At 72.7% G+C, this 22,760-nt stretch carries 15 protein-coding genes; 3 read left to right on the top strand and 12 right to left on the bottom strand.

The window, feature by feature from the left end:
- Positions 1-41 precede the first annotated feature (41 nt).
- From hemW to lepA, 4 genes are all read right to left on the bottom strand, one after another.
- Entirely contained in the window at positions 42-1,274 is a 1,233-nt protein-coding gene (gene hemW, locus ACGFN2_RS23060; RefSeq protein WP_393363294.1) for a radical SAM family heme chaperone HemW, read from the bottom strand.
- Positions 1,275-1,326: 52 nt separating this feature from the next.
- Entirely contained in the window at positions 1,327-3,423 is a 2,097-nt protein-coding gene (locus ACGFN2_RS23055; RefSeq protein WP_393363291.1) for a SpoIIE family protein phosphatase, read from the bottom strand.
- 285 nt (positions 3,424-3,708) lie between these two features.
- A complete protein-coding gene (locus ACGFN2_RS23050; protein WP_362606796.1) occupies positions 3,709-5,598 on the bottom strand; it encodes a long-chain fatty acid--CoA ligase in 1,890 nt (629 codons plus the stop codon).
- A gap of 321 nt (positions 5,599-5,919) precedes the next feature.
- The gene (gene lepA / locus ACGFN2_RS23045; protein WP_393363288.1) at positions 5,920-7,794 is read right to left on the bottom strand and encodes a translation elongation factor 4; all 1,875 of its coding nucleotides are present in this window, start codon (positions 7,792-7,794) and stop codon (positions 5,920-5,922) included.
- A gap of 437 nt (positions 7,795-8,231) precedes the next feature.
- Here lepA and rpsT point away from each other — a divergent pair, with 437 nt between their 5' ends.
- Positions 8,232-8,498, top strand: a complete 267-nt coding sequence (gene rpsT, locus ACGFN2_RS23040; RefSeq protein ID WP_018088219.1) for a 30S ribosomal protein S20 — start codon at positions 8,232-8,234, stop codon at positions 8,496-8,498.
- Between the two features lie 547 nt (positions 8,499-9,045).
- Positions 9,046-9,927: a hypothetical protein gene (locus ACGFN2_RS23035; RefSeq protein ID WP_393363285.1), complete on the top strand. Its 882-nt coding sequence runs from the start codon at positions 9,046-9,048 to the stop codon at positions 9,925-9,927.
- 306 nt (positions 9,928-10,233) lie between these two features.
- Here ACGFN2_RS23035 and holA read toward each other — a convergent pair whose 3' ends face one another.
- Positions 10,234-11,217, bottom strand: coding sequence for a DNA polymerase III subunit delta (gene holA / locus ACGFN2_RS23030; protein ID WP_362606805.1), 984 nt, complete (start codon positions 11,215-11,217; stop codon positions 10,234-10,236).
- A gap of 136 nt (positions 11,218-11,353) precedes the next feature.
- Here holA and ACGFN2_RS23025 point away from each other — a divergent pair, with 136 nt between their 5' ends.
- On the top strand, positions 11,354-11,590 hold the full coding sequence (locus ACGFN2_RS23025; RefSeq protein ID WP_393363314.1) for a hypothetical protein: 237 nt from the start codon (positions 11,354-11,356) through the stop codon (positions 11,588-11,590).
- A gap of 15 nt (positions 11,591-11,605) precedes the next feature.
- Here the strand turns inward: ACGFN2_RS23025 and ACGFN2_RS23020 are convergent, their stop codons facing one another.
- The 7 genes from ACGFN2_RS23020 to ACGFN2_RS22990 all read right to left on the bottom strand — a co-directional run bounded on the left by ACGFN2_RS23020 (position 11,606) and on the right by ACGFN2_RS22990 (position 22,507).
- Positions 11,606-12,415 carry an arylamine N-acetyltransferase gene (locus ACGFN2_RS23020; RefSeq protein ID WP_393363282.1) on the bottom strand — a complete coding sequence of 270 codons (810 nt, stop codon included), beginning with the start codon at positions 12,413-12,415 and terminating at the stop codon, positions 11,606-11,608.
- A complete protein-coding gene (locus ACGFN2_RS23015) occupies positions 12,396-12,890 on the bottom strand; it encodes an RrF2 family transcriptional regulator (RefSeq protein WP_393363311.1) in 495 nt (164 codons plus the stop codon). Before ACGFN2_RS23015 ends, ACGFN2_RS23020 begins: the two co-directional genes overlap by 20 nt.
- A gap of 2 nt (positions 12,891-12,892) precedes the next feature.
- On the bottom strand, positions 12,893-15,886 hold the full coding sequence (locus ACGFN2_RS23010; protein ID WP_393363279.1) for a ComEC/Rec2 family competence protein: 2,994 nt from the start codon (positions 15,884-15,886) through the stop codon (positions 12,893-12,895).
- On the bottom strand, positions 15,883-16,293 hold the full coding sequence (locus ACGFN2_RS23005) for a ComEA family DNA-binding protein (protein ID WP_393363276.1): 411 nt from the start codon (positions 16,291-16,293) through the stop codon (positions 15,883-15,885). Before ACGFN2_RS23005 ends, ACGFN2_RS23010 begins: the two co-directional genes overlap by 4 nt.
- Positions 16,294-17,311: 1,018 nt before the next feature.
- The gene (locus tag ACGFN2_RS23000) at positions 17,312-18,157 is read right to left on the bottom strand and encodes a DegV family protein (RefSeq protein ID WP_362606837.1); all 846 of its coding nucleotides are present in this window, start codon (positions 18,155-18,157) and stop codon (positions 17,312-17,314) included.
- Positions 18,158-18,495: 338 nt separating this feature from the next.
- Positions 18,496-19,356: a hypothetical protein gene (locus ACGFN2_RS22995; protein WP_393363273.1), complete on the bottom strand. Its 861-nt coding sequence runs from the start codon at positions 19,354-19,356 to the stop codon at positions 18,496-18,498.
- A gap of 253 nt (positions 19,357-19,609) precedes the next feature.
- Positions 19,610-22,507, bottom strand: coding sequence for a leucine--tRNA ligase (locus ACGFN2_RS22990; protein ID WP_393363270.1), 2,898 nt, complete (start codon positions 22,505-22,507; stop codon positions 19,610-19,612).
- Between the last annotated feature and the right edge of the window lie 253 nt (positions 22,508-22,760).

Genomic DNA, 22,760 nt, shown 5'->3' with positions numbered 1-22,760 from the left:
GGCCCGTCGCATCGGTTCACTCGTTCGAGGACAGCACGTGATCAGTCCACCAGATCCCGCACCACCGCGTCCGCCAGCAGCCGTCCGCGGAGCGTCAGCACGGCCCGGCCACGCTCGTACGGGCCGGCCTCCAGCAGGCCGTCGGCCAGCGCCCGCGCCGCCGCCCGTGCCCCCGCCGGGGCCAGGATGTCCAGCGGGCAGCCGTCCGCCAGGCGCAGCTCCAGGAGGATGCGCTCGACGCGGCGGTCCTCGGCCGAGAGGAGTTCCCGGCCGGCGCCCGGGGAGCGGCCCTCGGCGAGGGCCTGGGCGTAGGCGCCGGGGTGCTTGACGTTCCACCAGCGGACGCCGCCGACGTGGCTGTGCGCGCCGGGGCCGGCGCCCCACCAGTCGGCGCCGGTCCAGTACAGCTCGTTGTGGCGGCAGCGGGCGGCCCCGGTGGTGGCCCAGTTGGAGACCTCGTACCAGGTGAAGCCGGCCGCGGCGAGGCGCTCCTCGGCGATGAGGTAGCGGTCGGCGTGCACGTCGTCGTCGGTCATCGGGACCTCGCCGCGGCGGATGCGGCGGGCCAGCTGGGTGCCCTCCTCGACGATCAGGGCGTAGGCGGAGACATGGTCGGGGCCGGCGCCGAGCGCGGCGTCCAGGGAGGCGCGCCAGTCGTCGTCGGTCTCGCCGGGGGTGCCGTAGATCAGGTCGAGGTTGACGTGGTCGAAGCCGGCCGCGCGGGCCTCGGCGACACAGGCCTCGGGGCGGCCGGGGGTGTGCGTACGGTCGAGGATCTTCAGGACGTGCTGCCGGGCGCTCTGCATGCCGAAGGAGACGCGGTTGAAGCCGCCCGCGAGCAGCTCGTCGAGGTAGCGGGGGCCGACGGACTCCGGGTTGGCCTCGGTGGTGATCTCCGCGCCCGGTGCGAGGCCGAACTCCTCGCGGATCGCGGCCAGCATCCTGCCGAGGTCGGCGGCGGGCAGCAGGGTCGGGGTGCCGCCGCCGACGAAGACCGTCTCGACCGGGCGCGGGTCGTCGCCGAGCACCTTGCGGGCCAGCCGGATCTCGTCCACGACGGTGTCGGCGTAGTTGTCGCGGGAGGCCAGGGCGCCGCCGGAGCCGCGCAGCTCGCTCGCGGTGTAGGTGTTGAAGTCGCAGTAGCCGCAGCGGGTCGCGCAGTACGGCACGTGCAGATAGAAGCCGAGGGGTCGTCCGGCGGCACCGGCCGGCGTATGACCGGGCAGTGCCCCGTCCTCGGGCATCGGCTCACCATCGGGCAGTGCGGAAGGCATGGGAACCATTGTCCGTCATGGCGGGGCGGTGCCGGTCCGGTGCCGCTGTGCCTCAGGACACCCCGGGCTCCGACGCCTGGAGGACGAGCAGGGCCAGGTCGTCGTCGGGCGGGGTGGGGCCGAAGGCGTGGACGGTGCTGCGGATGTGGTCGGCGAGGGCGGTGGCGCCCAGGCCGGCGCCCGCGGCGAGGGCGGTGGCCAGTCCGTCCTCGTCGTCGAAGAGCCGCCGCCCCGAGCGCCGCTCGGTCACCCCGTCGGTGACGCACAGCAGCGTCTCCCCCGGGCAGAGGTCAAACGATTCACTGACGTACGCCGCGTCCTCGACCACCCCCAGCAGCATCTGCGGCGCCGCGACGACCCGGACCGCGCCGTCCGTGCCGAGCACCAGCGGCAGCGGGTGGCCGGCGCTGGCGAGGGTGCAGCGGGCGCCGCCGCGGCCACCGGGGTAGGGGACGATCTCGCCGTAGAGCAGGGACAGGAAGCGGGCCTGTTCGCCCTCCTCGCGGATCTCGACGGGCGCCTCGGCGCCGGCTCCGGCCGCGGCCACCGCCGCCGCGACCGCCGCGACCGAGTCCGCGGCCTCCCGCGCCATGGTCTTGTTGAGCCGGTCGAGCACCGCCGCGACGCCGAAGCCGTCGCGGGCCAGCAGCCGCAGCACCGGCCGGGCCAGCCCGGTCACTGCGGCCGCCTCGGGGCCGCTGCCGCAGACGTCCCCGAGCGCGAAGCACCAGCGGCCGTCCCCGGCCTCGAAGAGGTCCCAGAAGTCGCCGCCCGCCCAGGCGCCCTCGCGCGGCTCGTAGACCACAGCGGACTCCACCCCGGGTACCTGCGCCCGTCCCTGGGGCAGCAGCCGGCGCTGGAGGACCTGGCTGATGCGCTCCTGGCGGCTGTAGGCGCGGGCGGTGGCGACGGCGCGGGCGACCCGGCGGCACAGGTCCTCGATCAGCGCGACCGCCTCGTCGGGGAAGTGCGGCAGTCCGCCCCGGCCGAGCAGCAGGGTGCCCAGCCGCCGGCCGCCGGCGACCAGGGGGCAGGCCAGTGCGGCGCCGCCGGGGCCGTGGCCGCCCGGTTCGTACGGCCAGGGCCAGGGGGCGACCCCGGGAGCGCTGCCCGAGGTGGCGCCGCCCGGGGGTTCCGGCGGCTGCTTCTCCAGCGCGGTGCGCAGCGGGTCGATCCGGCTCTCGCTGGTGTGCCAGACGCCGGCGAGCCGCTGCTCGTCGGCGCCCTGGGCGAGGCCCCGGCCGGGTGCGCCGCCGTCGCCGTCGGACAGCCACACCGCACACCACTCGGCGAGCCGGGGCACGATCAACTGGGCGGCGAGCGCGGCGACCTGGTCGGCGTCGAGCTGGCCGGAGAGCAGGTCGGAGGCCTCGGCGAGGAAGGAGAGGGCGCCGTTGTCGGCCCGGCCGGTGCCCGTTTCCGGCTTGGCGGCGCGGCGCGGGGCCGGGGCGAGGAGTTCGGCGGCCCGCAGCGCACGCGGCAGCAGCTGGTTGTCGAGGGTGAAGTCCGGCTCGGGCCAGCCGCCGTCCCGCACGGGCAGCCGGAACCACACGGTCTTCATGGCCCGGCGGTAGGTGACACCCCAGGACTCGGCGACCGCGCTGATCAGCTGGAGCCCGTGCCCGCCGTTCTCGGACGCGGCGCTCTCCGCGCGGGCGCGGACGGGCTGGGTGGGGTGGTGGTCGGAGACCTCGATGACGACGCCGGGGCCGGACAGGTCGTCGGCACCGGCTTCCGGGCCGGCTCCGGCGTCCCGGTGCGGCGTCTCGTACGGCTCCGCGGCCCGGCTCCGGTACGGCTCCGGCTCCCCGTCCCGCCCGGCCGCCGGGTCCAGTCGGCAGCGCAGCTCGACGGTGGTGCCCGCGTGCACGACGGCGTTCGTCACCAGCTCGCTGACCAGCAGCTCGGCTTCGTCCGCGAGCCGGTCGGTGAGGCCCTCGGCGCCGGTCAGCCGGCGGCCGGACCAGTCGGCGAAGGTGGCCCGGACGAAGCGCCGGGCGGCGGCAGCGGCCTGCGGGTCACCGGGCAGGCTGGCCCGACGGGAGCGGGCGGCGGCCTGGGCCGCGGGCCCGCCGGGGAACCCGTCCGTCCTCGTCGTGCGCGCCGCCGTGACGTCGTCGTCCCGTGGAGACGAAGTGGTCGTCCTCATTGAGTAACTCCCGAGCAGCTCCGCTACAGCGCCGGATGCGCCAACGACAGAGTGACAGAACGAGCGCGGACATAAGCGCCGAGTCACAGAAGTACATGGTCGCGGCCACCAATTCGGCTGACGCCGCGCGGGAGTTGGCCGAGGTGCGGAGAGCGGGCCCGGGGAACCCCGCGGGGACGGGCAAGGGCCGCCGCGGAGGTTCCCGCGGCGGCCCGGACCCACCCGTACGGACGCGGTGGCGCGGGGCGGGCCCGCCGACCCGTCCCGCGCCACCGCGCCGTACCGCTACGACTCGCGCGCCCCCGCGTACATCTCGTCGAGCAGGTCCTTGAACGTCCGCTCCACCACCGGCCGCTTGATCTTGAGGCTGGGGGTGACCTCGCCGTGCTCGATGTCCAGGTCACGCGGCAGCAGCCGGAACTTGCGGATCTGCTGCCAGCGCTGGAGCCCCTCGTTGACCCGCTCGACGTAGCCGTCGATCAGCTCGCGGACCTGGTCGGTGGCGACGACCTCGGCGTACTGCTTGCCGCCCAGGCCGTGCTCCGCCGCCCAGGTCATGATCGTCGGCTCGTCGAGGGCGATCAGCGCGGTGCAGAAGTTCCGGTTGGCGCCGTGCACCAGCACATTGGAGACGAACGGACAGACCGCCTTGAACTGGCCCTCCACCTCGGCCGGCGCGATGTACTTGCCGCCCGAGGTCTTGATCAGGTCCTTCTTGCGGTCGGTGATCCGCAGATAGCCGTCCGGGGAGAGCTCGCCGATGTCGCCGGTGTGGAACCAGCCGTCCTCCTCCAGGACCTCGGCGGTCTTGTCGGGCAGGCCGTGGTAGCCCTGCATGATGCCGGGGCCGCGCAGCAGGATCTCGCCGTCCTCGGCGATCCGCACCTCGGTGCCGGGCAGCGGCTTGCCGACCGTTCCGGTGCGGTAGGCCTCGCCGGGGTTGACGAAGCTGGCGGCGCTGGACTCCGTGAGGCCGTAGCCCTCCAGGATGTGGATGCCGGCGCCGGAGAAGAAGTAGCCGATCTCCGGCGAGAGCGCGGCCGAACCGGAGACCGCGGCGCGCAGCCGGCCGCCGAACGCCTCCCGCAGCTTGGCGTACACGAGGGCGTCGGCGACCTTGTGCTTGGCGGCGAGCGCGAACGGCACGGAGGTGCTGCCGGTGCGGCGGAAGTTGTCCTGCGAGACCTTGGCGTACTCGCGGGCCACCCCGGCCGCCCACTGGAAGATCTTGTACTTGGCGCCGCCGCCCTCCCGGGCCTTGGCCGCGACACCGTTGTAGACCTTCTCGAAGATCCGCGGCACGGCCGCCATGTAGGTCGGCCGGACGACCGGCAGATTCTCGATGATCTTGTCGACCCGGCCGTCCACGGCGATCACCTGGCCGGTCGCGATCTGGCCGGCGGTGAGCACCTTGCCGAAGACATGCGCCAGCGGCAGCCAGAGGTACTGCACGTCCTCCTCATGGACCAGGCCCGTCGACTGGATCGCGCGGGCCATGTACGACCAGCAGTCGTGCGGCAGCCGGACGCCCTTGGGACGGCCGGTGGTCCCGGAGGTGTAGATGAGCGTCGCCAGCTGGTCGGCGCGCAGTGCGGCGATCCGTTCCTGGACGCACTCCGGGTGCTCCTCCAGATAGGCGGTGCCCCGCTTCTCCAGCTCGGCGAGGGTGAGCACCCAGCCGTCCGGGTCGCCCTCGGCGGGCGCCCCGCCCGCCTCGTCGATGACGACGACATGCGCCAGCTCGGGCAGCTCCGCCCGCCGCTCGCGGACCTTGGCGAGCTGCCCGGCGTCCTCCGCGATCAGCACCCGGCTGCCGGAGTCGGCCAGGATGTAGGCGGTCTCCTCGGTGTTGGTGCTGGGGTAGACCGTGGTGGTGGCGGCGCCGGAGCAGAGCACACCGAGGTCGGCGAGAATCCACTCGACGCGGGTGTTCGAGGCCAGCGCCACCCGCTCCTCGGGGTGGACGCCGAGCGCGATGAGCCCGGCGGCCACGGCGTGGACCCGCTCCGCGGCACCGGCCCAGCTGATCGCCTTCCAGTCGTCCGGCCCCTGGCCCGAGGCAGGCGGGACCGGATAGCGATAGGCCTCGTTGTCGGGCGTGGCCGCTACCCGCTCCAGGAAGAGGTGTGCCACCGAGGGCGGCCGGTTTTCGATCAGCGTGTGGGTGTCCGTCACGGCGTCCTCCGGGGCCCGCTTCGTTGCTGGTGACTCGCGAGTAACCTTTGAGCAGTGATCAGACTAGAGCGCGAGGCGCCGACACGTAAGGGGCTGCGACCTACTGGTTCACGTTGTGACCGGTGCGATAGGTGTACGTAGCACACACAATGCCCGATAGTGCGCCTCGCCGCTCCCCCACACCAGACCACGCCCGGCGGGCCGGAACAGGCCCTGCCGGGCGCCCGGCCGCGCGTTCACCCCGGTGCACGGCGGGAAAGCCGACAGGGCGCCGGCCCCGCCATGGGGACCGGCGCCCTGTCGCCGTCGCGCGGCCGTGCGCTACTTCTTGGCCTTGGCGTCGCCGTCGGAGTCCGAGGACAGCACCGCGATGAAGGCCTCCTGCGGGACCTCCACACTGCCGACCATCTTCATCCGCTTCTTGCCTTCCTTCTGCTTCTCCAGCAGCTTCCGCTTACGGGAGATGTCACCGCCGTAGCACTTGGCGAGGACGTCCTTGCGGATGGCGCGGACCGTCTCACGGGCGATGACCCGGCTGCCGATGGCGGCCTGGATCGGCACCTCGAAGCTCTGCCGCGGGATCAGCTCCCGCAGCTTGGCGACCAGCCGCACGCCGTACGCGTACGCCTTGTCCTTGTGGCAGATCGCGGAGAAGGCGTCGACCTTGTCGCCGTGCAGCAGGATGTCGACCTTGACGAGGTCGGCGACCTGCTCGCCGGTGGGCTCGTAGTCCAGCGAGGCATAGCCCCGCGTCTTGGACTTGAGCTGGTCGAAGAAGTCGAAGACGACCTCGGCGAGCGGCAGCGTGTAGCGGATCTCGACACGGTCCTCGGAGAGGTAGTCCATGCCGAGGAGGTTGCCGCGGCGGGTCTGGCACAGCTCCATGATCGAGCCGATGAACTCGCTGGGCGCCAGGATCGTGGCCCGGACGACCGGCTCGTGGACCTTGTCGATCTTGCCGGTCGGGAACTCGCTCGGGTTGGTGACCTCGTGCTCGGTGCCGTCCTCCATGTCGACGCGGTAGACCACGTTCGGCGCGGTGGCGATCAGGTCGAGGTCGAACTCGCGCTCCAGGCGCTCACGGATGACCTCCAGGTGGAGCAGGCCCAGGAAGCCGACGCGGAAGCCGAAGCCCAGGGCCGCGGAGGTCTCCGGCTCGTAGACCAGCGCGGCGTCGTTGAGCTGCAGCTTGTCCAGCGCGTCGCGCAGCTCGGGGTAGTCCGAGCCGTCCAGGGGGTACAGCCCCGAGAACACCATCGGCTTGGGGTCCTTGTAGCCGCCCAGCGGCTCCTGGGCCCCCTTGTTGAGCTGGGTGATCGTGTCACCCACCTTGGACTGCCGGACATCCTTCACACCGGTGATCAGATAGCCGACCTCTCCGACGGACAGCCCGTCGGCCGCCTTCATCTCCGGGGAGTTCGTGCCGATCTCCAGCAGCTCGTGCGCGGCGCCGGTCGACATCATCCGGATGCGCTCGCGCTTGCCGAGCGTGCCGTCGACGACCTTCACGTAGGTCACGACGCCGCGGTAGGCGTCGTAGACCGAGTCGAAGATCATCGCGCGGGCGGGGGCGTCCTTGACGCCGACCGGGGCCGGCACCTCGCGGACGACCTTGTTCAGCAGCTCGGCCACGCCGACGCCGGTCTTGGCGGAGACCCGCAGCACGTCCTCGGGCTCGCAGCCGACCAGGTTGGCCAGCTCGGCGGCGAACTTCTCGGGCTGTGCGGCCGGCAGGTCGATCTTGTTGAGGACGGGGATGATCGTGAGGTCGTGCTCCATCGCCAGGTACAGGTTGGCGAGGGTCTGGGCCTCGATGCCCTGGGCGGCGTCGACGAGGAGGATGCAGCCCTCGCACGCGGCGAGCGAACGGGAGACCTCGTAGGTGAAGTCGACGTGGCCCGGGGTGTCGATCATGTTCAGGATGTGGGTCGCGCCACTTCCCTCTTCACCCTCGGAGGGGTCCCAGGGCAGCCGGACCGCCTGGGACTTGATCGTGATGCCGCGCTCGCGCTCGATGTCCATGCGGTCGAGGTACTGCGCGCGCATCTGCCGCTGGTCGACGACACCGGTGATCTGGAGCATCCGGTCGGCGAGCGTCGACTTGCCGTGGTCGATGTGCGCGATGATGCAGAAGTTACGGAGGAGGGCCGGATCGGTACGGCTCGGCTCCGGCACGTTCGTAGGGGTCGCGGGCACGCAGGGTCCATTCAGTGAACGCGGGTAGGCGGGACTCGGTTGTGTGACGTCACCCCCATCGTCCCATGAGCGAGGGGCTCGGTCCGGTTTGGGCGGGGGCGGGGGTGGGATCGGGCGGTTGTGGGGGGCTTCGGGCGCGGCGTCGGAGGCTTCGGTGAGCGGTGTCGTGGGCTTCGACGGGGTGGCTTCGCGGGGTGCGGGTCGGTGGGGGTGGGGCGTGGCCGGGTGGTGCGGGCCGGCGCAGCAGGCGGGCTCGGGCGGGGTGGCGGGCCGCAGGTCAGAGGGTGCTTGCGGGGTGACCGGGCGGCGGGCGCCGGGTGGGGCCGGTCCGGTTTGGGAGGCCGTGGACCGTGCTGGTAGCCTGGTCCACTGCGCTTCGTGCCCTCTCTCGTACGAGGCGCCACTCGAAACTCCAACGAACCTGAAAAGGCTCTTTCGTGGCGAACATCAAGTCCCAGATGAAGCGGATCAAGACCAACGAGAAGGCTCGTCAGCGCAACAAGGCTGTCAAGTCCACTCTGAAGACCGCGATCCGTCGCACCCGCGAGGCCGTGGAGGCCGGTGACCTGCAGAAGGCCACCACCGCCCAGGCCGCCGCTGCCAAGACGCTCGACAAGGCCGTCAGCAAGGGTGTCATCCACAAGAACGCCGCCGCCAACAAGAAGTCGGCGCTGGCGAAGAAGGTCGCGTCCCTCAAGGGCTGAATCTTCCTCCGGAGCAAGGTCCCCGGCCCATCCGGGCCTGACCTTCGTTCCACCGCAGTATCCAAGCAGTAACCCTGCCGACAGGGACTCAGCGGCCCCTCTCTCCGCTCCCTGACCGGTGCACCACCGCGCCGCACACGGCCTGCGTTCGCCACGCGGGTGCGGCGCACCCGGCTCACCCGGCGGCAACCGCCGACGAAGCCGCAGCAACTTGATACGAAGACCCCGCCTCACCCCTTCCCCAGGGGGAGGCGGGGTCTTCGTCGTGACGGGGGCGATGGGGATGTTGGGCCGTGGGGCGGTTGGTCGCGGCTGGTCACAGCTGTGACCAGCTGGTTGCGGCTGGTCAGGAGCGAGGGGCGGTCAGGGCGGGGGGTGCCGGGGTGACCGGGCCGCGGAGCGGCTTGCTGGGGCTCTCCGCCGGCTCTGTCGGCAGGTTCTCCTGGCGGGTGCGGCGGGTTTCGATGGGTTCCGGCTGGATCTTGGCCGGTTCTTGACTGGTCCTCTTCCCGGGTTCACTGTCGGCGGGGTCCGCTACGCTGCGGCCATGTCGATACCGGGGGATCAGAACAATCCGTACGGCCAGGCGCAGCCACACGCCTATGGCCAGGTTCCGGCACCGCAGCATCCGGTGCCCGCGCAGCAGAATCCCTACACACAGCAGAGCCCGCCACAGGGCCCGGCCGCCGGATACGGCTATCCGGCGGCCGGCGCGCCCCTGGGGGCACCCGGCGCTCCGGACGGCGCGGGCCGCGGCACGTCCGGCTGGCTCTGGGCGATCGGCGGAGCCGTCGCCGCCTCCGCGCTCTGGGGCTCCGTGCTGTTCGCCACCGGCGGCTTCTCCGCCGAGCCCAGCCCAGACCTCGCGGGCTACGGCTACACCAGTGACCTGTGCGCGCGTACCTCGATGACCCCGTTCGAGAACGCCGGCTTCCAGACCAAGGAGGGCACCGGCACGACCTCGAAGAACTCCAACCCGCAGCACAGCGGCGCCCAGCAGACCTCGCTGGACACCATGTGGTGCAACGCCTCCCTGGAGAAGAAGGGCGCCAGCGGCCCCGACTACGCCTCGACCTGGCTCTACAACACCGCGACCCTGCACAAGAAGTCCGACCCCGCCCCCGAGTTCGCCGACAACTACCGCTCCTACGAGAAGCAGGACGCCTCCGTCGGCTATCGGGTCGAGGCCGTATCGGGCCTGGGCGACGAGGCGTTTCTGGTGACCCGGAAGAGCGACGGCAGCACCGGCTCCGGCTCGTATGTGCTCCTCGGCGTCCGGGACGGCTGGCTGACGTACCAGTCGACCTGGTCGAGCTATACGTCGAGCCGCAGCTCCGCCAAGCCCCCGACCGACGACGAGGTCGCGACCATGCTGAAGACCAGCGCCAGGGAGACACTGCAGCGACTGCAGAACTCACGGTCCCAGTAAGGGGCGGGGGGCTGGGGGCTCGCGGGGCTCGGTGGGTCTACCGGGACTCGCGGTCCCGGTGAGGGCTCGTGGAGCCCAGCGGGTCACGGCGGCGCCCCCAGATCACGGTGCCCGGCGAATCAATGGACCAACGGCCAACGGGTCAACGGGCCGCTCGGATCGCGGGGTTGGTGAGTGCGCGCCTTCACCAGCGCGGGCACTGCGGCGCCTTGATTCGCCGGGTTCTGGACGCGTAAGCGTCGCCGCCACACCGCTGCCGTGCAGGTGGCTGCCGCTGCTTACCCGCGCCGGGGCGCCGGCTCCGCCTCACCGCGAACGGGCCGCCCGCGCGATGGTCACGACAGCCTTCTCCAGCGCGTACTCGGGATCGTCGCCGCCGCCCTTCACCCCCGCGTCGGCCGCCGCCACCGCGCGCAGTGCCGTGGCGACACCGTCCGCCGACCAGCCGCGCATCTGCTGCCGTACCCGGTCGATCTTCCAGGGCGGCATGCCCAGATCGCGGGCGAGGTCGCCGGGGCGGGCGCCGCGGGGGGCGGAGGCCAGCTTGCCGATGGCGCGGACGCCTTGGGCCAGCGCGCTGGTGATCATGACGGGGGCGACGCCCGTGGCGATCGCCCAGCGCAGCGCCTCCAGCGCCTCGGCGGCCCGCCCCTCGACGGCACGGTCCGCGACGGTGAAGCTCGATGCCTCGGCCCGGCCCGTGTAGTAGCGCGCGACGACGGCCTCGTCGATCGCGCCCTCGACGTCGGCGGCCAGCTGCGCACAGGCCGACGCCAGCTCACGCAGATCGCTGCCGATCGCATCGACCAGCGACTGGCAGGCCTCCGGCGTCGCGGAACGCCCGGCCGTACGGAACTCGCCCCGTACGAACGCCAGCCGGTCGGCCGGCTTGGTCATCTTGGGGCAGGCCACTTCCCGCGCCCCGGCCTTACGGGCGGCGTCCAGCAGGCCCTTCCCCTTGGCGCCGCCGGCGTGCAGGAGCACCAGCGTGATCTCCTCGGCGGGCGCGCCGAGATACGCCTTGACGTCCTTGATGGTGTCCGCGGACAGGTCCTGTGAGGCCCGCACCACGACGACCTTGCGCTCGGCGAAGAGCGAGGGGCTGGTCAGCTCGGCGAGGGTGCCGGGCTGGAGCTGGTCGGGGGTGAGGTCGCGCACATCGGTGTCCGCGTCCGCCGCCCGGGCAGCCGCCACCACCTGCTGCACCGCGCGGTCCAGCAGCAGGTCTTCCTGGCCCACCGCGATCGTGACGGGGGCGAGCGGGTCATCGTGAGCTGTCTTCCTGGCCATCGCGGTCCAGCATCCCACGTGCCACTGACAACCCGGCCCGGCCGCTCCCTGACCCCTGCCGGTCCGGACCACCCGCCCGCTGTCGGACAATGGCCCGGTGAATGACGCAGCCCCCCACCACCCCGAGGTACGACCCGTGCGCCACGTCCTGGTGCTGCCCGACCGCGACGCGGCGGAGGAGGTGGCCGAAGCCCTGACCGAACACTTCGGCGTCGCCGAGGAGCCTCAGCTCGTACGGGACGCCCTGGCCGGTGAGGACGACGCCGAGGACGCGCAGTGGCTCGTGGTCGTCGAGGACCCGGACGCCGTACACGACCCCGAGCGGCTGCACGACCTGGCAGCGGAACACGAGGGCTGGCGCGAGGCCGAGTAACGGCAGGCGACGGTTCTACGGGCGACCCTGGCCTCCCGCCCCGGGCAGTGGCACCTCGCCCACCACGGGCTCCCGGTCCAGCACGATCCCGAAGTGCTCCCGGTAGGCGGCGAGGACCTCGTCCGCGTCCAGCTGGCGTTCCGCACGGGCACCGGCCGGCCCGGTGGTCACGAACGTACGGCCGGAGAGCGTGATCCGACCGGTCTCCGTCAGCCGTGAGCACACCAGGGACCGGGTGAAGTGCGAGGCCGGCGAGGTCCGGTTCCACCAGCAGCCGACCTCGAAGTCCCGGTACGCGCGCGGACGTTGCTCCAGGCGGTACTGGCGCGAGCCGTCCCTCAGGACGTCGAGATCGCCCTCCTCCGTCTCCTCGATCCGGAACACCCCGCCGGGATCGGTCTGCTCGGCACGGCTGTCCCAGCGCAGCGGGAAGTGGCTGTGCCTGCCGAAGCCGACATCCGCGAGCCATGACCCGTCCGGCGTCCGGACCCGCAGCGCGAGGTGGTCGTACGGAATCCCGAGCTTCCCTTCGGCACCGAACACGCGGGCGGCCAGCAGCTCGACCCCGTATCCGAGCGCGCCCAGCAGCATGGCGAACGCACCGTTGAGCTCGTAACAGAAGCCGCCGCGCCGGGCGCCGACGATCTTGTCGAGCAGCGGCTGCTCGGCCAGCACGATCTCCTCTCCGAGATGGATGGAAAGGTTCTCGAAGGGGACCGTCCGTAGGTGGCTGAGGTGCAGCGCACGCAGCGCCTCGGCGTCGGGGGCGGCGGGCCGGCGGGCGCCGATCCGGTCCAGGTAGGCGTCAGTGGCAGCCGTGTCCATCAGGTGTGCGTCCTCTCCGCAGCGAACCAGCGGCGGGTCCGTTCCGCCGCCGAGGCGGGTGTACCGGCCAGGACGTCGGCAAGGCGCTGCGCGGCCGGCTCACGCCGCCAGGCCGGCTCGGCCCTGCGCATCGCCGTGGAGATGCCACAGCGCCGCCCGAACTCCCTGCCGGACGCCGTCGCGCCCCCCTGCCGACAGACTCGGTACACCGGAAGACATCGTCGGCGCCCTCGACCGCCGCGACGACGTCCACGAGGGTGATCCGGTCCGGCGGCCGGGCCAGCTGGAAGCCGCCCCGCGCACCGGGCGTGGAACTCAGGACCCCGGCCCGGACCGGCACCTGCAGCCGCTTGTTCAGGTAGGGCGCCGGCAGGTCGAAGGAGGCCGCCGGCCGGGCGATGGAGACGGGGCTGTCCCCTTCGAGCCAGGCCGGCGTCACACAACAGTGCAGGCCCCACTCGACGCCTTCACTCATCCTCACAACCTGGAGTCTACAGACCCTGATTCGACGCTTTCCCTCCATTTGTCCGGCTGCGATGGCCCGCGGATGCTGCCACCTCTGTGGCGTGTGCGACCACTGCAACTGCCACCGGGCGGGGAGCGCGGGCGACTCCTGAGGTATCTCCTGGGACGCCTGCTGGGACGCCTGCTGAAGCGGCGGTTGCCTGCCGTCCGCGCGCCGGCCCCGCGCACGTTGGCTCCGCGCACACCGAGCTGCGGACGGGCCTGGATTCTCGGGCCGTCGGCCGGGCGGTCCATGACCCGGTGGCCGGTGACCGTGGCAGACAGTCCGGCCGTGGTGCCGAGCACCGCGATGGCTCCGTCGGTGTCCGTACGCAACACCCGGGCGCCCTGCGCGCGGAGTGCAGCGACGGTACGGGGTGCCGGATGGCCGTACGGGTTGTCGGCGCCACAGGAGATCAGCGCCAGACGCGGCGCCAGCCGGTGCATCAACGACGGGTCCTGGTAGCCGGAGCCGTGATGTGCCACCTTCAGGACATCGACGCCACCAAGCTCGGGGTGCGCCGCGAACAGGCCCTGTTGTGCCGGCGGTTCGAGGTCACCGAGCAGCAGGATGGTCAGCCCTCCCGTACGGACGAGCAGGGTGACGCTGGCGTCGTTGGGACCGTCGAGGTCGCCGGGGTCTGCGGGGTCGGCGGGATTGCCCGGGCTGCCGGGATTGCCGGGACCGCCGGGGCGGGGAAGACCCGGCGGCGGGGCGGGCGGCCACAGGACCTCCCAGGTCAGCGGCCCCAGACGGCGGCGCTCCCCCGGTGTGGCGCGGGCGACCGGCACCCGGGCCGCGGCAGCCGTGGCATGGACGAACTGCGCCTGTCCCGGAGGCTCTTGCAGGGTCGTGGTCTCGATCGCGCCGACCGCACGCCCACGGAGCGCCCCCGGCAGCCCGTCCACATGGTCGGCGTGGAAGTGCGTCAGGACGAGCAACGGGATGCGGCGCACACCCAGGTCGGTCAGGCAGCGGTCGATGGCCTGGGGCTCGGGCCCGGTGTCCACCACCAGCGCCGTACCGTCACCGGCGGCCAGCACCAGGCCGTCCCCCTGACCGACGTCGCAGACCACGGCGCGCCAGCCCGGCGGCGGCCAGCCGGTCAGAACACGGGTGAACGGCGCGGGGCGGCACACCGCCAGAATCACCGCCAGCGCACAGAGCACACACAGCCAGGGACGGCGCAGCACCCTGCGGCCGACCGGCACCAGCACCACCGTGGCGGCCGCCAGCGCCAGCCCACCGGCCCAGCCGCCCGGCCAGGCGAACTCCGCCCCTGGCAGCGCCGCTCCCGTACGGGCGACACCGGCGATCCACTCGGCGGGCCAGCCCGCGCACCACGCCACCGCCTGGGCGACCGGCGGCACGATTGGAGCGGCGGCGAGGGCCGCGAAGCCCAGGACCGTCGCGGGCGCCACGGCCAGCTCCGCCAGCAGGTTGCAGGGCACGGCGACCAGGCCCACCCGGGCCGCCAGCACGGCGACGACCGGTGCGCAAACCGCCTGGGCGGCGGCCGCGGCGGCGATCACCTCGGCGAGCCGGGGCGGCATTCGGCGCCGTTGCAGTGCGGCGCTCCAACGCGGCGCGAGCAGCAGCAGCGCGCCGGTGGCCAGGACGGAGAGCAGAAAGCCGTAGCTGCGGGCCAGCCACGGGTCGTACAGAACCAGCAGCAGCACGGCGGCGGCGAGTGCGGGGAGCAGTGAGCGGCGGCGGCCGGTGCCGATCGCGAGCAGGGTGATCAGGCCGCAGGCGGCGGCCCGCAGCACGCTCGGGTCCGGTCGGCACACCACGACGAAGCCGAGGGCGAGCGCGCCGCCGATGACTGCCGTACCGCGCAGTGACAGTCGCAGACGCGGTGCCAGCCCGCGGCGCTCGGCGCGGCTCGCGAGATGCGGCGGCCCGACCAGCAGCGCGAGCACAATCGTCAGATTGCTGCCGGACACGGCGAGCAGATGCGTCAGGTCGGTGGCACGGAACGCGTCGTCCAGATCCGGCGGTACGCGCGAGGTGTCCCCCACCACGAGGCCCGGCAATAGCGCACGGGCATCGGGACGCAGTCCGCCGGTGACCTCCCGCAGCCCGGCACGCAGACTCCCCGCCAACCGCTGCAGCGCGTCCGGCTCCCGCACCTTGACCGGCGGCTCATCGCCCGTGACCCGCAGCACGGCGGCCACCTGGTCGCTCGACGACAGCGGGGGCGCAGCACGCGCCGCGACCCGAATCCGCGTCGACGGCAGCAATCCCCGCCACGCCGACGCGATGCCCCCACGGGCGTCGGCACGGCCGCCGGCTCCGTCCTGCCCGCTCCCTGAGCCGGCTCTTCCACCGGGCTGCTGTACGACCACCAGGGCCGGTGTGCGGACGGCGGTGACCTCACCGTCCGGCGCCGTGACACGGACGGCGTCGGCCGTGAACACCAGCACCGGGGGCGTCCGTTGGGAGCCCCGCACCTTGGGGCGGGTCAGCCGTGGATCGCCGGTCACCTCCAACTCCACCGTGGCCCGCGCGTACTGCTTCGCGAGGGTGGGAAGCGGCCCACGCCGCAGGTCCGAGGCATGCAGCGCGGCGGAAGCGGCCCCCGCCGCGGCACACAGCAACACGGCGGCCACGGCCACGAGCCCGCCGGCCGACCGGAGGCGGGACGCTCGGGGGTGGGACGGCTCGGCTCCTTCCCGGCCGGTCGCGGTGTGAGGGGCCGCGCCGGGGTGCCGCTCCTCCCCCGGTTCACGCTCGGCCCGGCGCCGCACCACAGCCGCCCGTAACGTGACGACCGCGAGCACCACGGCCACGCCGCAGGCCGCTGCCACTCCCCCACCGGGGACGCCCAGAGCGATCGCCGCGGCCGCCCAGGCCGCCAGCGCGGGCGCCACGAGACGCAGATCGGCGGGGCCCTCCTGATGCGGGTCCGAGGCACCGTGCGGCGATGCCGCCGTGGCGTGCACGGTGGCGCGGGGGCCGGTCATGGCACCACCAGGGGGCGCAGATCGGCGAACCGGCGGTCACCGATGCCGGTCACCTGGCGGAGCTGATCCACGGAGGTGAACCCACCGTGCTGGGTGCGGAATTCAACGATGTGACGGGCCAGGACGGGGCCCACTCCGGGCAGGGCGTCGAGCTGCTGCTCGGTCGCGGTACTGAGACTGACCGGGCCGCCCGGACCACCCCCGGCACCCGGCGCCCCACTCCCCGGCCCGCCGGTGCCGACGTCAGCGGCGCCCGCACCGCCCCCGGCACCGCCACCGGGCGCGCCGACCACGATTTGCTCGCCGTCGGTCAGCAGCCGCGCCCGGTTGAGCCCGCGGATATTCGCCCCGTGCAGCACACCGCCCGCGGCCCGCAGGGCGTCGACCACCCGCGACCCCGCCGGCATCCGCTGGATTCCCGGGTGCCTGACCTTGCCCGCGACATCGACGACCAGCTGCCGCCCCGTATTACCCGGAGAGCCATTCGCCGCCGCAGTGGCGGTCGACGAGGCGGACGGCGGCTGCGGTACCCGCGGGCCCGGGCCGGGTGCCCCTCCGGCCCGTTCGGCAGCCGGGGCCCGTACCGGCTCGGGACGGCCCGTCCAGAAGTGCTGCACGGCGAACCCCACAGCCACCACAAGCACCAGGACCAGGGCGGCGAGGGCTCTCGGGTCGGTGCCGCACCGCAACTGCACCCACAACGGGAGCCGTTCGCGCACGGCACACCACGCCCGCTCCCCACGGCCTCGCCCCGGCGGATCGTGCCCGGGAGACGACGGACCGGCGTCGGCGGCACCCCCCACGTCGCCGAAGATCGCCGCCGCCCGTGCCCGTACCGTCTCGCGGTCCTGCTCCCGCCGATCCGGCGCAGACGGCGCGGATGACGCAGACGGCGCGGATGGCGCGGATGGCGGGGATAGCGAGGGCCCCACAGGTGCCCCAGGTGACTCAGACGACCCTGACCAGGCAGGCGGTGCAGACGACGAGACGGGAGGAGCAGATGTCACCGATGGGCCGGCGGAGCCGACTGGGCGCCCAACCCCCGGAGAAGCCAACGGATCTGAACGCCCCGAAGCATCCGACCCACCCGGCAGCGATAACGCCTCCGCCCCGCCCGACACCCCCAACGGCCCCAGCCCCGCCGCCGACGCCACCGCTGCCGCCGGCCCCGCCCCCGGAAACGACCCCAGAGCCACCCCCGGCCCCGGGCCCGCCCCCGGAACCGAACCCGAAGCCCACCCCGGCACCGCCCCCGGCCCCAACGCCCCCGCCGAGCCCGCACATTCCCATGACACAGATCGATGCAAGTTCATACCGACCGACGCTAAGCACCCCGCGCAGATCCCGCCGAGCGGCCGCAAATCCGGTGGACAGAGCCTCAGTTGTGGATAACTCCGTCACCCACAGGAAACCCCTACGCCTCTCTCACCGCGGTGAGACCACAACCCCCAGCAGCCCTGGCCCCGTATGCGCGCCGATCACCGCGCCCACCTCGCTCACATGCAGCTCGTTGAGCCCGGAAACCCGCTCCCGGAGCCGCTCCGCCAGAGCCTCCGCGCGTTCCGCCGCGGCGAGATGGTGCACCGCGATATCGACCTGGCCCTCGCCCGCCCGCTCCGCGGCGATCTCCTCAAGCCGCGCGATGGCCTTGGAGGCCGTACGGACCTTCTCCAGCAGTTCGATCCGCCCGTCGGCCAGCTGGAGCAGCGGCTTGACCGCGAGCGCGGAACCGAGCAGCGCCTGCGCCGCGCCGATCCGGCCACCGCGGCGCAGATAGTCCAATGTGTCGACGTAGAAGTAGGCGGAGGTACCCGCCGCGCGCTTCTCCGCGGCGGCGACCGCCTCGTCCATACTCCCGCCGGCCTCCGTCGTCTCCGCGGCCGCGAGGGCGCAGAACCCGAGGGCCATCGCCACCATTCCGGTGTCCACGACATGCACGGGCACCGGAGCTTCCTGGGCCGCGAGCACCGCCGCGTCGTACGTGCCGGAGAACTCCGAGGAGAGGTGGAGCGAGACGATGCCGCTCGCACCGGTCGCCGCGACCTTGCGGTAGGTCTCCGCGAACGTCTCGGGGCTGGGCCGGGAGGTCGTCACGGGCCGCCGCTTCTGCAGCGCCTGGGCGAGGGATCTCGCGGAGATTTCGGTGCCCTCTTCCAGGGCCTGGTCCCCCAGGACGACGGTCAGTGGTACGGCCGTGATGCGGTGACGCTCGACAGCCGCCCGCGGCAAGTAGGCCGTGGAATCGGTGACGATAGCGACATGGCGGGACATGACAGGGAGGTTATCCGGGGATACGGACGCCGCACAGTGCGGGCCCCTCCCCAAGATCCTCCAGGTTTACCCAAGGCTCTGCCAAGAGCCCACCGCAAGACAGCGCCGAGGCCTGGGGCCGGTGCCTGGCGCCACGCGACAGCGTCAACACCCCTGGCGGTCCCACACGTCCTCGATCCTCCCACGCGTCCCCTCAAGGCCCCCAGGGACTGGAGAGGCCCAAATCCGACATGGCCCTTCACCTGGCTCTCCGCCGACCCTCCGCCGGCCTTCACCGGGTCCTCTCCCGGGGGCCCCGCCCCCACCCCACCCCTCGCCCCTCCCCAGCCCCTATCGCCTCATCTGGTCGTGTCCTCGGTCCGCTGCGCCTCCGGCCGCTCTGCCTCGGGGCGCGGGGTCTTCTGCCACGGGTAGGACGGCTGGGTGCGCGGGTCCCGGGCGGTGATGGCCGGCGGGTCCTCGGGCGTCGGGCCCCAGGAGCGGGCCTCGGTCGCGCCGTCCGGCCGGCCGGCGGGGTCCGAGGGGCCGCCGGTGGCACCGGCGCGTGCGGGCCCCTGCGGCTGCCGGCCTCCCGCCGGGCTCGCCGGCTCTCCCGGTCCCGCGGCGTCCGCACGGCCCGCTACGGGGTCGCGCAGGGGGTCCGCGAGGTCGTCGACCCGGGTCCAGTGGCGCAGGGCCCCGGACTCCACATCGATCTGGTCGCTCAGCGAGGCCAGGTCGTCGTCAGCGAACTTGCGTGCACGGTCGCGTGCGGCCCAGCGCAGCGACTCCGCGGAGTGAGTGATCCGCTCCAGGCGCTCCCGGAGGTCCGGGAGGCGGGTGGCGATGGTGGCGCGGTCGGGTTCGCGTTCGAGCCGCTTGAGCTCGTCGTCCAGCTCGTGGCCATGGGCGCTGAGCCGCTCGAAGAGGCCGATGGCCTCGCTGAGGGAGGCGTCGTCCGGTGATCCCCCGTAGAGCACCTCCTGGGTGGAGCGCATGGAGGTGCGGAGGGAGAGCCGCAACTGCGCCAGTTCGCCGACCACGCCGGGCTGGGCGATCTGGCGGGCCCGGAGGGTGGTGTCCTCGACGGTACGGCGGGCGTGGGCGACCGTGCGGTCCACTCCGCGCTTGGCCGCCTGGACCGCCTTGACCGTCACGAAGACCCCGGCCAGAACGAACAGCACGAAAAGCAGTCCGATGATGGCGGCGGCGGCTTCCATGGCTCTCCCCAGAACGTGTCGGCGGCGCCGGTTTCCGGCCCGCGCCCGGTATCTCCACGGTAAACGGCTCGGGCAGGTCGCGGGTTCCGGAAGAACCCCCAACCTGCCCGTAGGGGAAACCCCCCATGGTGCTCGCGGAGCACCGGCGGTGCGGGCCGCAACGGTCTCCCGGCCGGCCCGGTGCGGCAGCGTCGGCGTCCCCGGCGCTCCGCTGCCGGGCGCCCGGGAACGGTCCCGGGCGCCCGCCGGCGGACTACGCCGGCACGATGTTCACCAGCTTCGGCGCACGGACGATGACCTTCCGGATGCCCGCGCCGTTCAGCGCCGCGACCACGGCCGGCTCGGCCAGGGCCGCCGCCTCCAGGTCGGCGTCGGAGATCGACGGGGCGACCTCCAGCCGCGCCTTGACCTTGCCCTTGATCTGAACGACGCAGGTCACGGTCTCGTCCACGACATACGCCGGGTCGGCCACCGGGAAGTCGGCGTACACCACGGAGCCGGTGTGGCCCAGCTTGCGCCACAGCTCCTCGGCGATGTGCGGCGCCAGCGGGGCGATCAGCAGCACCAGCCGCTCCGCGACCGTGCGCGGGACGGGGGTGCCCGCCTTGGTCAGGTGGTTGTTCAGCTCGGTGACCTTGGCGATGGCGGTGTTGAAGCGCAGGTTCGCCATGTCCTGGGTGACGCCGTCGATCGCCTTGTGCAGGGCGCGCAGGGTGGCGTCGTCCGGCTCCGCATCGACGACGGTGACCTCTCCGGTCGCCTCGTCGACGACGTTGCGCCACAGGCGCTGCAGCAGCCGGTACTGGCCGACGACGGCCCGGGTGTCCCACGGGCGCGACACGTCCAGCGGGCCCATCGCCATCTCGTACAGGCGCAGGGTGTCGGCGCCGTACTCTGCGCAGATCTCGTCCGGAGTGACGGCGTTCTTCAGGGACTTGCCCATCTTGCCCAGGACGCGGCTGACCTTCTCACCCTGGTGGTAGTAGGCGCCGTCGCGCTCCTCGACCTCGGCGGCCGGGACGGCGATGCCGCGGCTGTCCCGGTAGACGAAGGCCTGGATCATGCCCTGGTTGTACAGCTTGTGGAAGGGCTCGGAGGACGAGACATGGCCCAGGTCGTGCAGCACCTTGGACCAGAAGCGGGCGTACAGCAGGTGCAGCACGGCGTGCTCCGCGCCGCCCACGTACAGGTCGACGCCGCCGGCCGGCTGCCCCTCGCGCGGGCCCATCCAGTACTGCTCGGTCTCCGGGTCGACCAGTGCGTCGCTGTTGTGGGGGTCCAGGTAGCGCATCTCGTACCAGCACGAACCCGCCCAGTTGGGCATGGTGTTGGTCTCGCGGCGGTAGCGCCTGATGCCGTTGCCGTCACCCAGGTCCAGGTCGACGTGGACCCAGTCCTCGTTGCGGGACAGCGGGGTCTCCGGCTGGGTGTCGGCGTCGTCGGGGTCGAAGGTCCGCGGGGAGTAGTCCTCGACCTCGGGCAGCTCCAGCGGCAGCATCGACTCGGGCAGTGCGTGCGCCACCCCGTCCTCGTCGTAGACGATCGGGAACGGCTCGCCCCAGTAGCGCTGCCGGCTGAACAGCCAGTCGCGCAGGCGGAAGTTGACGGTGCCCTCGCCGATGCCCTCGCCGGCCAGCCACTCGGTGATCCTGGCCTTGGCCTCGGTCACCCCCAGGCCGTTCAGCGAGATGTCCGCACCGGCGGAGTTGACGATCTTCGCGTCGTACGAGGCGAAGGCGTCGTCCCAGGTGGACGGGTCGGTGCCGCGGTCGTCCGAGGGCTCGACCACACAGCGCATGGGCAGCTCGAAGGCGCGGGCGAAGGCGAAGTCACGGCTGTCGTGGGCGGGGACGGCCATGATCGCGCCGGTGCCGTAGCCCATCAGGACGTAGTCGGCGATGAAGACCGGGACCTGCTCGCCGCTGACCGGGTTGGTCGCGAAGGCGCCGGTGAACACGCCGGTCTTGTCCTTGGCCTCGGCCTGGCGCTCGACGTCCGACTTGGAGGCGGCCTGCTTGCGGTAGGCGGCCACGGCGTCGCCGGGGGTGGCGTGGCCGCCGGTCCACACGTCGTGGGTGCCCTCGGGCCAGGCGTCGGGGACGATGGAGCGCGCGCCCTCGCCGTTGTCGGAGCCCGCGACCAGCGGGTGCTCGGGGGCCAGCACCATGTACGTCGCGCCGAACAGGGTGTCCTGGCGGGTGGTGAAGACGGTGATCTTGTCGTCGCCCACCGGGAAGTCGACGCGGGCGCCCTCGGAGCGGCCGATCCAGTTGCGCTGCTGCAGCTTGATGGCCTCCGGCCAGTCCAGCGCGTCCAGGTCGTTCAGCAGCCGGTCGGCGTAGGCGGTGATGCGCATGTTCCACTGGCGCAGCTTGGCCTTGAATACCGGGTAGTTGCCGCGCTCGGAGCGGCCGTCGGCGGTGACCTCCTCGTTGGCCAGTACGGTGCCCAGGCCGGGGCACCAGTTGACCGGCGCGTCCGAGGCGTACGCCAGGCGGTACTCGCCCAGGATGTTGGCCCGCTCCAGAGGGGTCAGCCCGCTCCAGGCCCGGCCGTCGGGGGTGGCGCGGGTGCCGGCCTCGAACTGGGCGACCAGGGTGTCGATCGGACGGGCGGCGTCCGCCTCCGGGTCGTACCAGGAGTTGAAGATCTGCAGGAAGATCCACTGGGTCCACTTGTAGTACGCCGGGTCGATCGTCTCGACCGAGCGGCGCTGGTCGTGGCCCAGGCCCAGGCGGCGCAGCTGGCGCCGCATGTTCACGATGTTGGCCTCGGTGGAGACCCGCGGGTGGGTGCCGGTCTGGACGGCGTACTGCTCGGCGGGCAGGCCGAAGGCGTCGAAGCCCAGGGTGTGCAGGACGCTGTGGCCCGTCATGCGCTGGTGGCGGGCGTAGACGTCGGTGGCGATGAAGCCCAGCGGGTGCCCGACGTGCAGGCCGGCGCCCGACGGGTACGGGAACATGTCCATGATGAACTTCTTGGGGCGGGCCGCCGTCCCGGCGTCGCCGGCCAGGTCACCCTTCGGGTTCGGGGCCTCGTAGGTCCCGTTCGCCTCCCAGATGTCCTGCCAGCGTGCCTCGATGTCGGCGGCCAGCGCGGCCGTATAGCGGTGCGGCGCTGCGACCTCGGCAGCGGTGGTCGTCTCGCTCATCGTCCTCAAAGCTCCATCGATCGTCTCTGCCAGCGGAAACGCGCCAGTTCTCCGGCACGCCGGAAACAAAAAGACCCCTCGCACAGGAGGGGAAGCCGCGCCGATTCCGACGGGTTCTGTCAACCGTCGGTACTGATCAGCGCGGCCCGCTAAGCAGAAGGCGTACGGCACGCATGGCGTCAGGGTACCGCAGGGCGTGCGGGGCCCGCGCTGAGGATTACCCCACCACGGGCCCCGCACCCTGTTGCCGCGC

Origin of the sequence: Streptomyces sp. NPDC048612 (assembly GCF_043199295.1) — a bacterium.
GTDB lineage: Bacteria > Actinomycetota > Actinomycetes > Streptomycetales > Streptomycetaceae > Streptomyces.
Note: the sequence above shows the minus strand (reverse complement) of the source record. Positions and strands in the feature narration are given on the sequence as shown.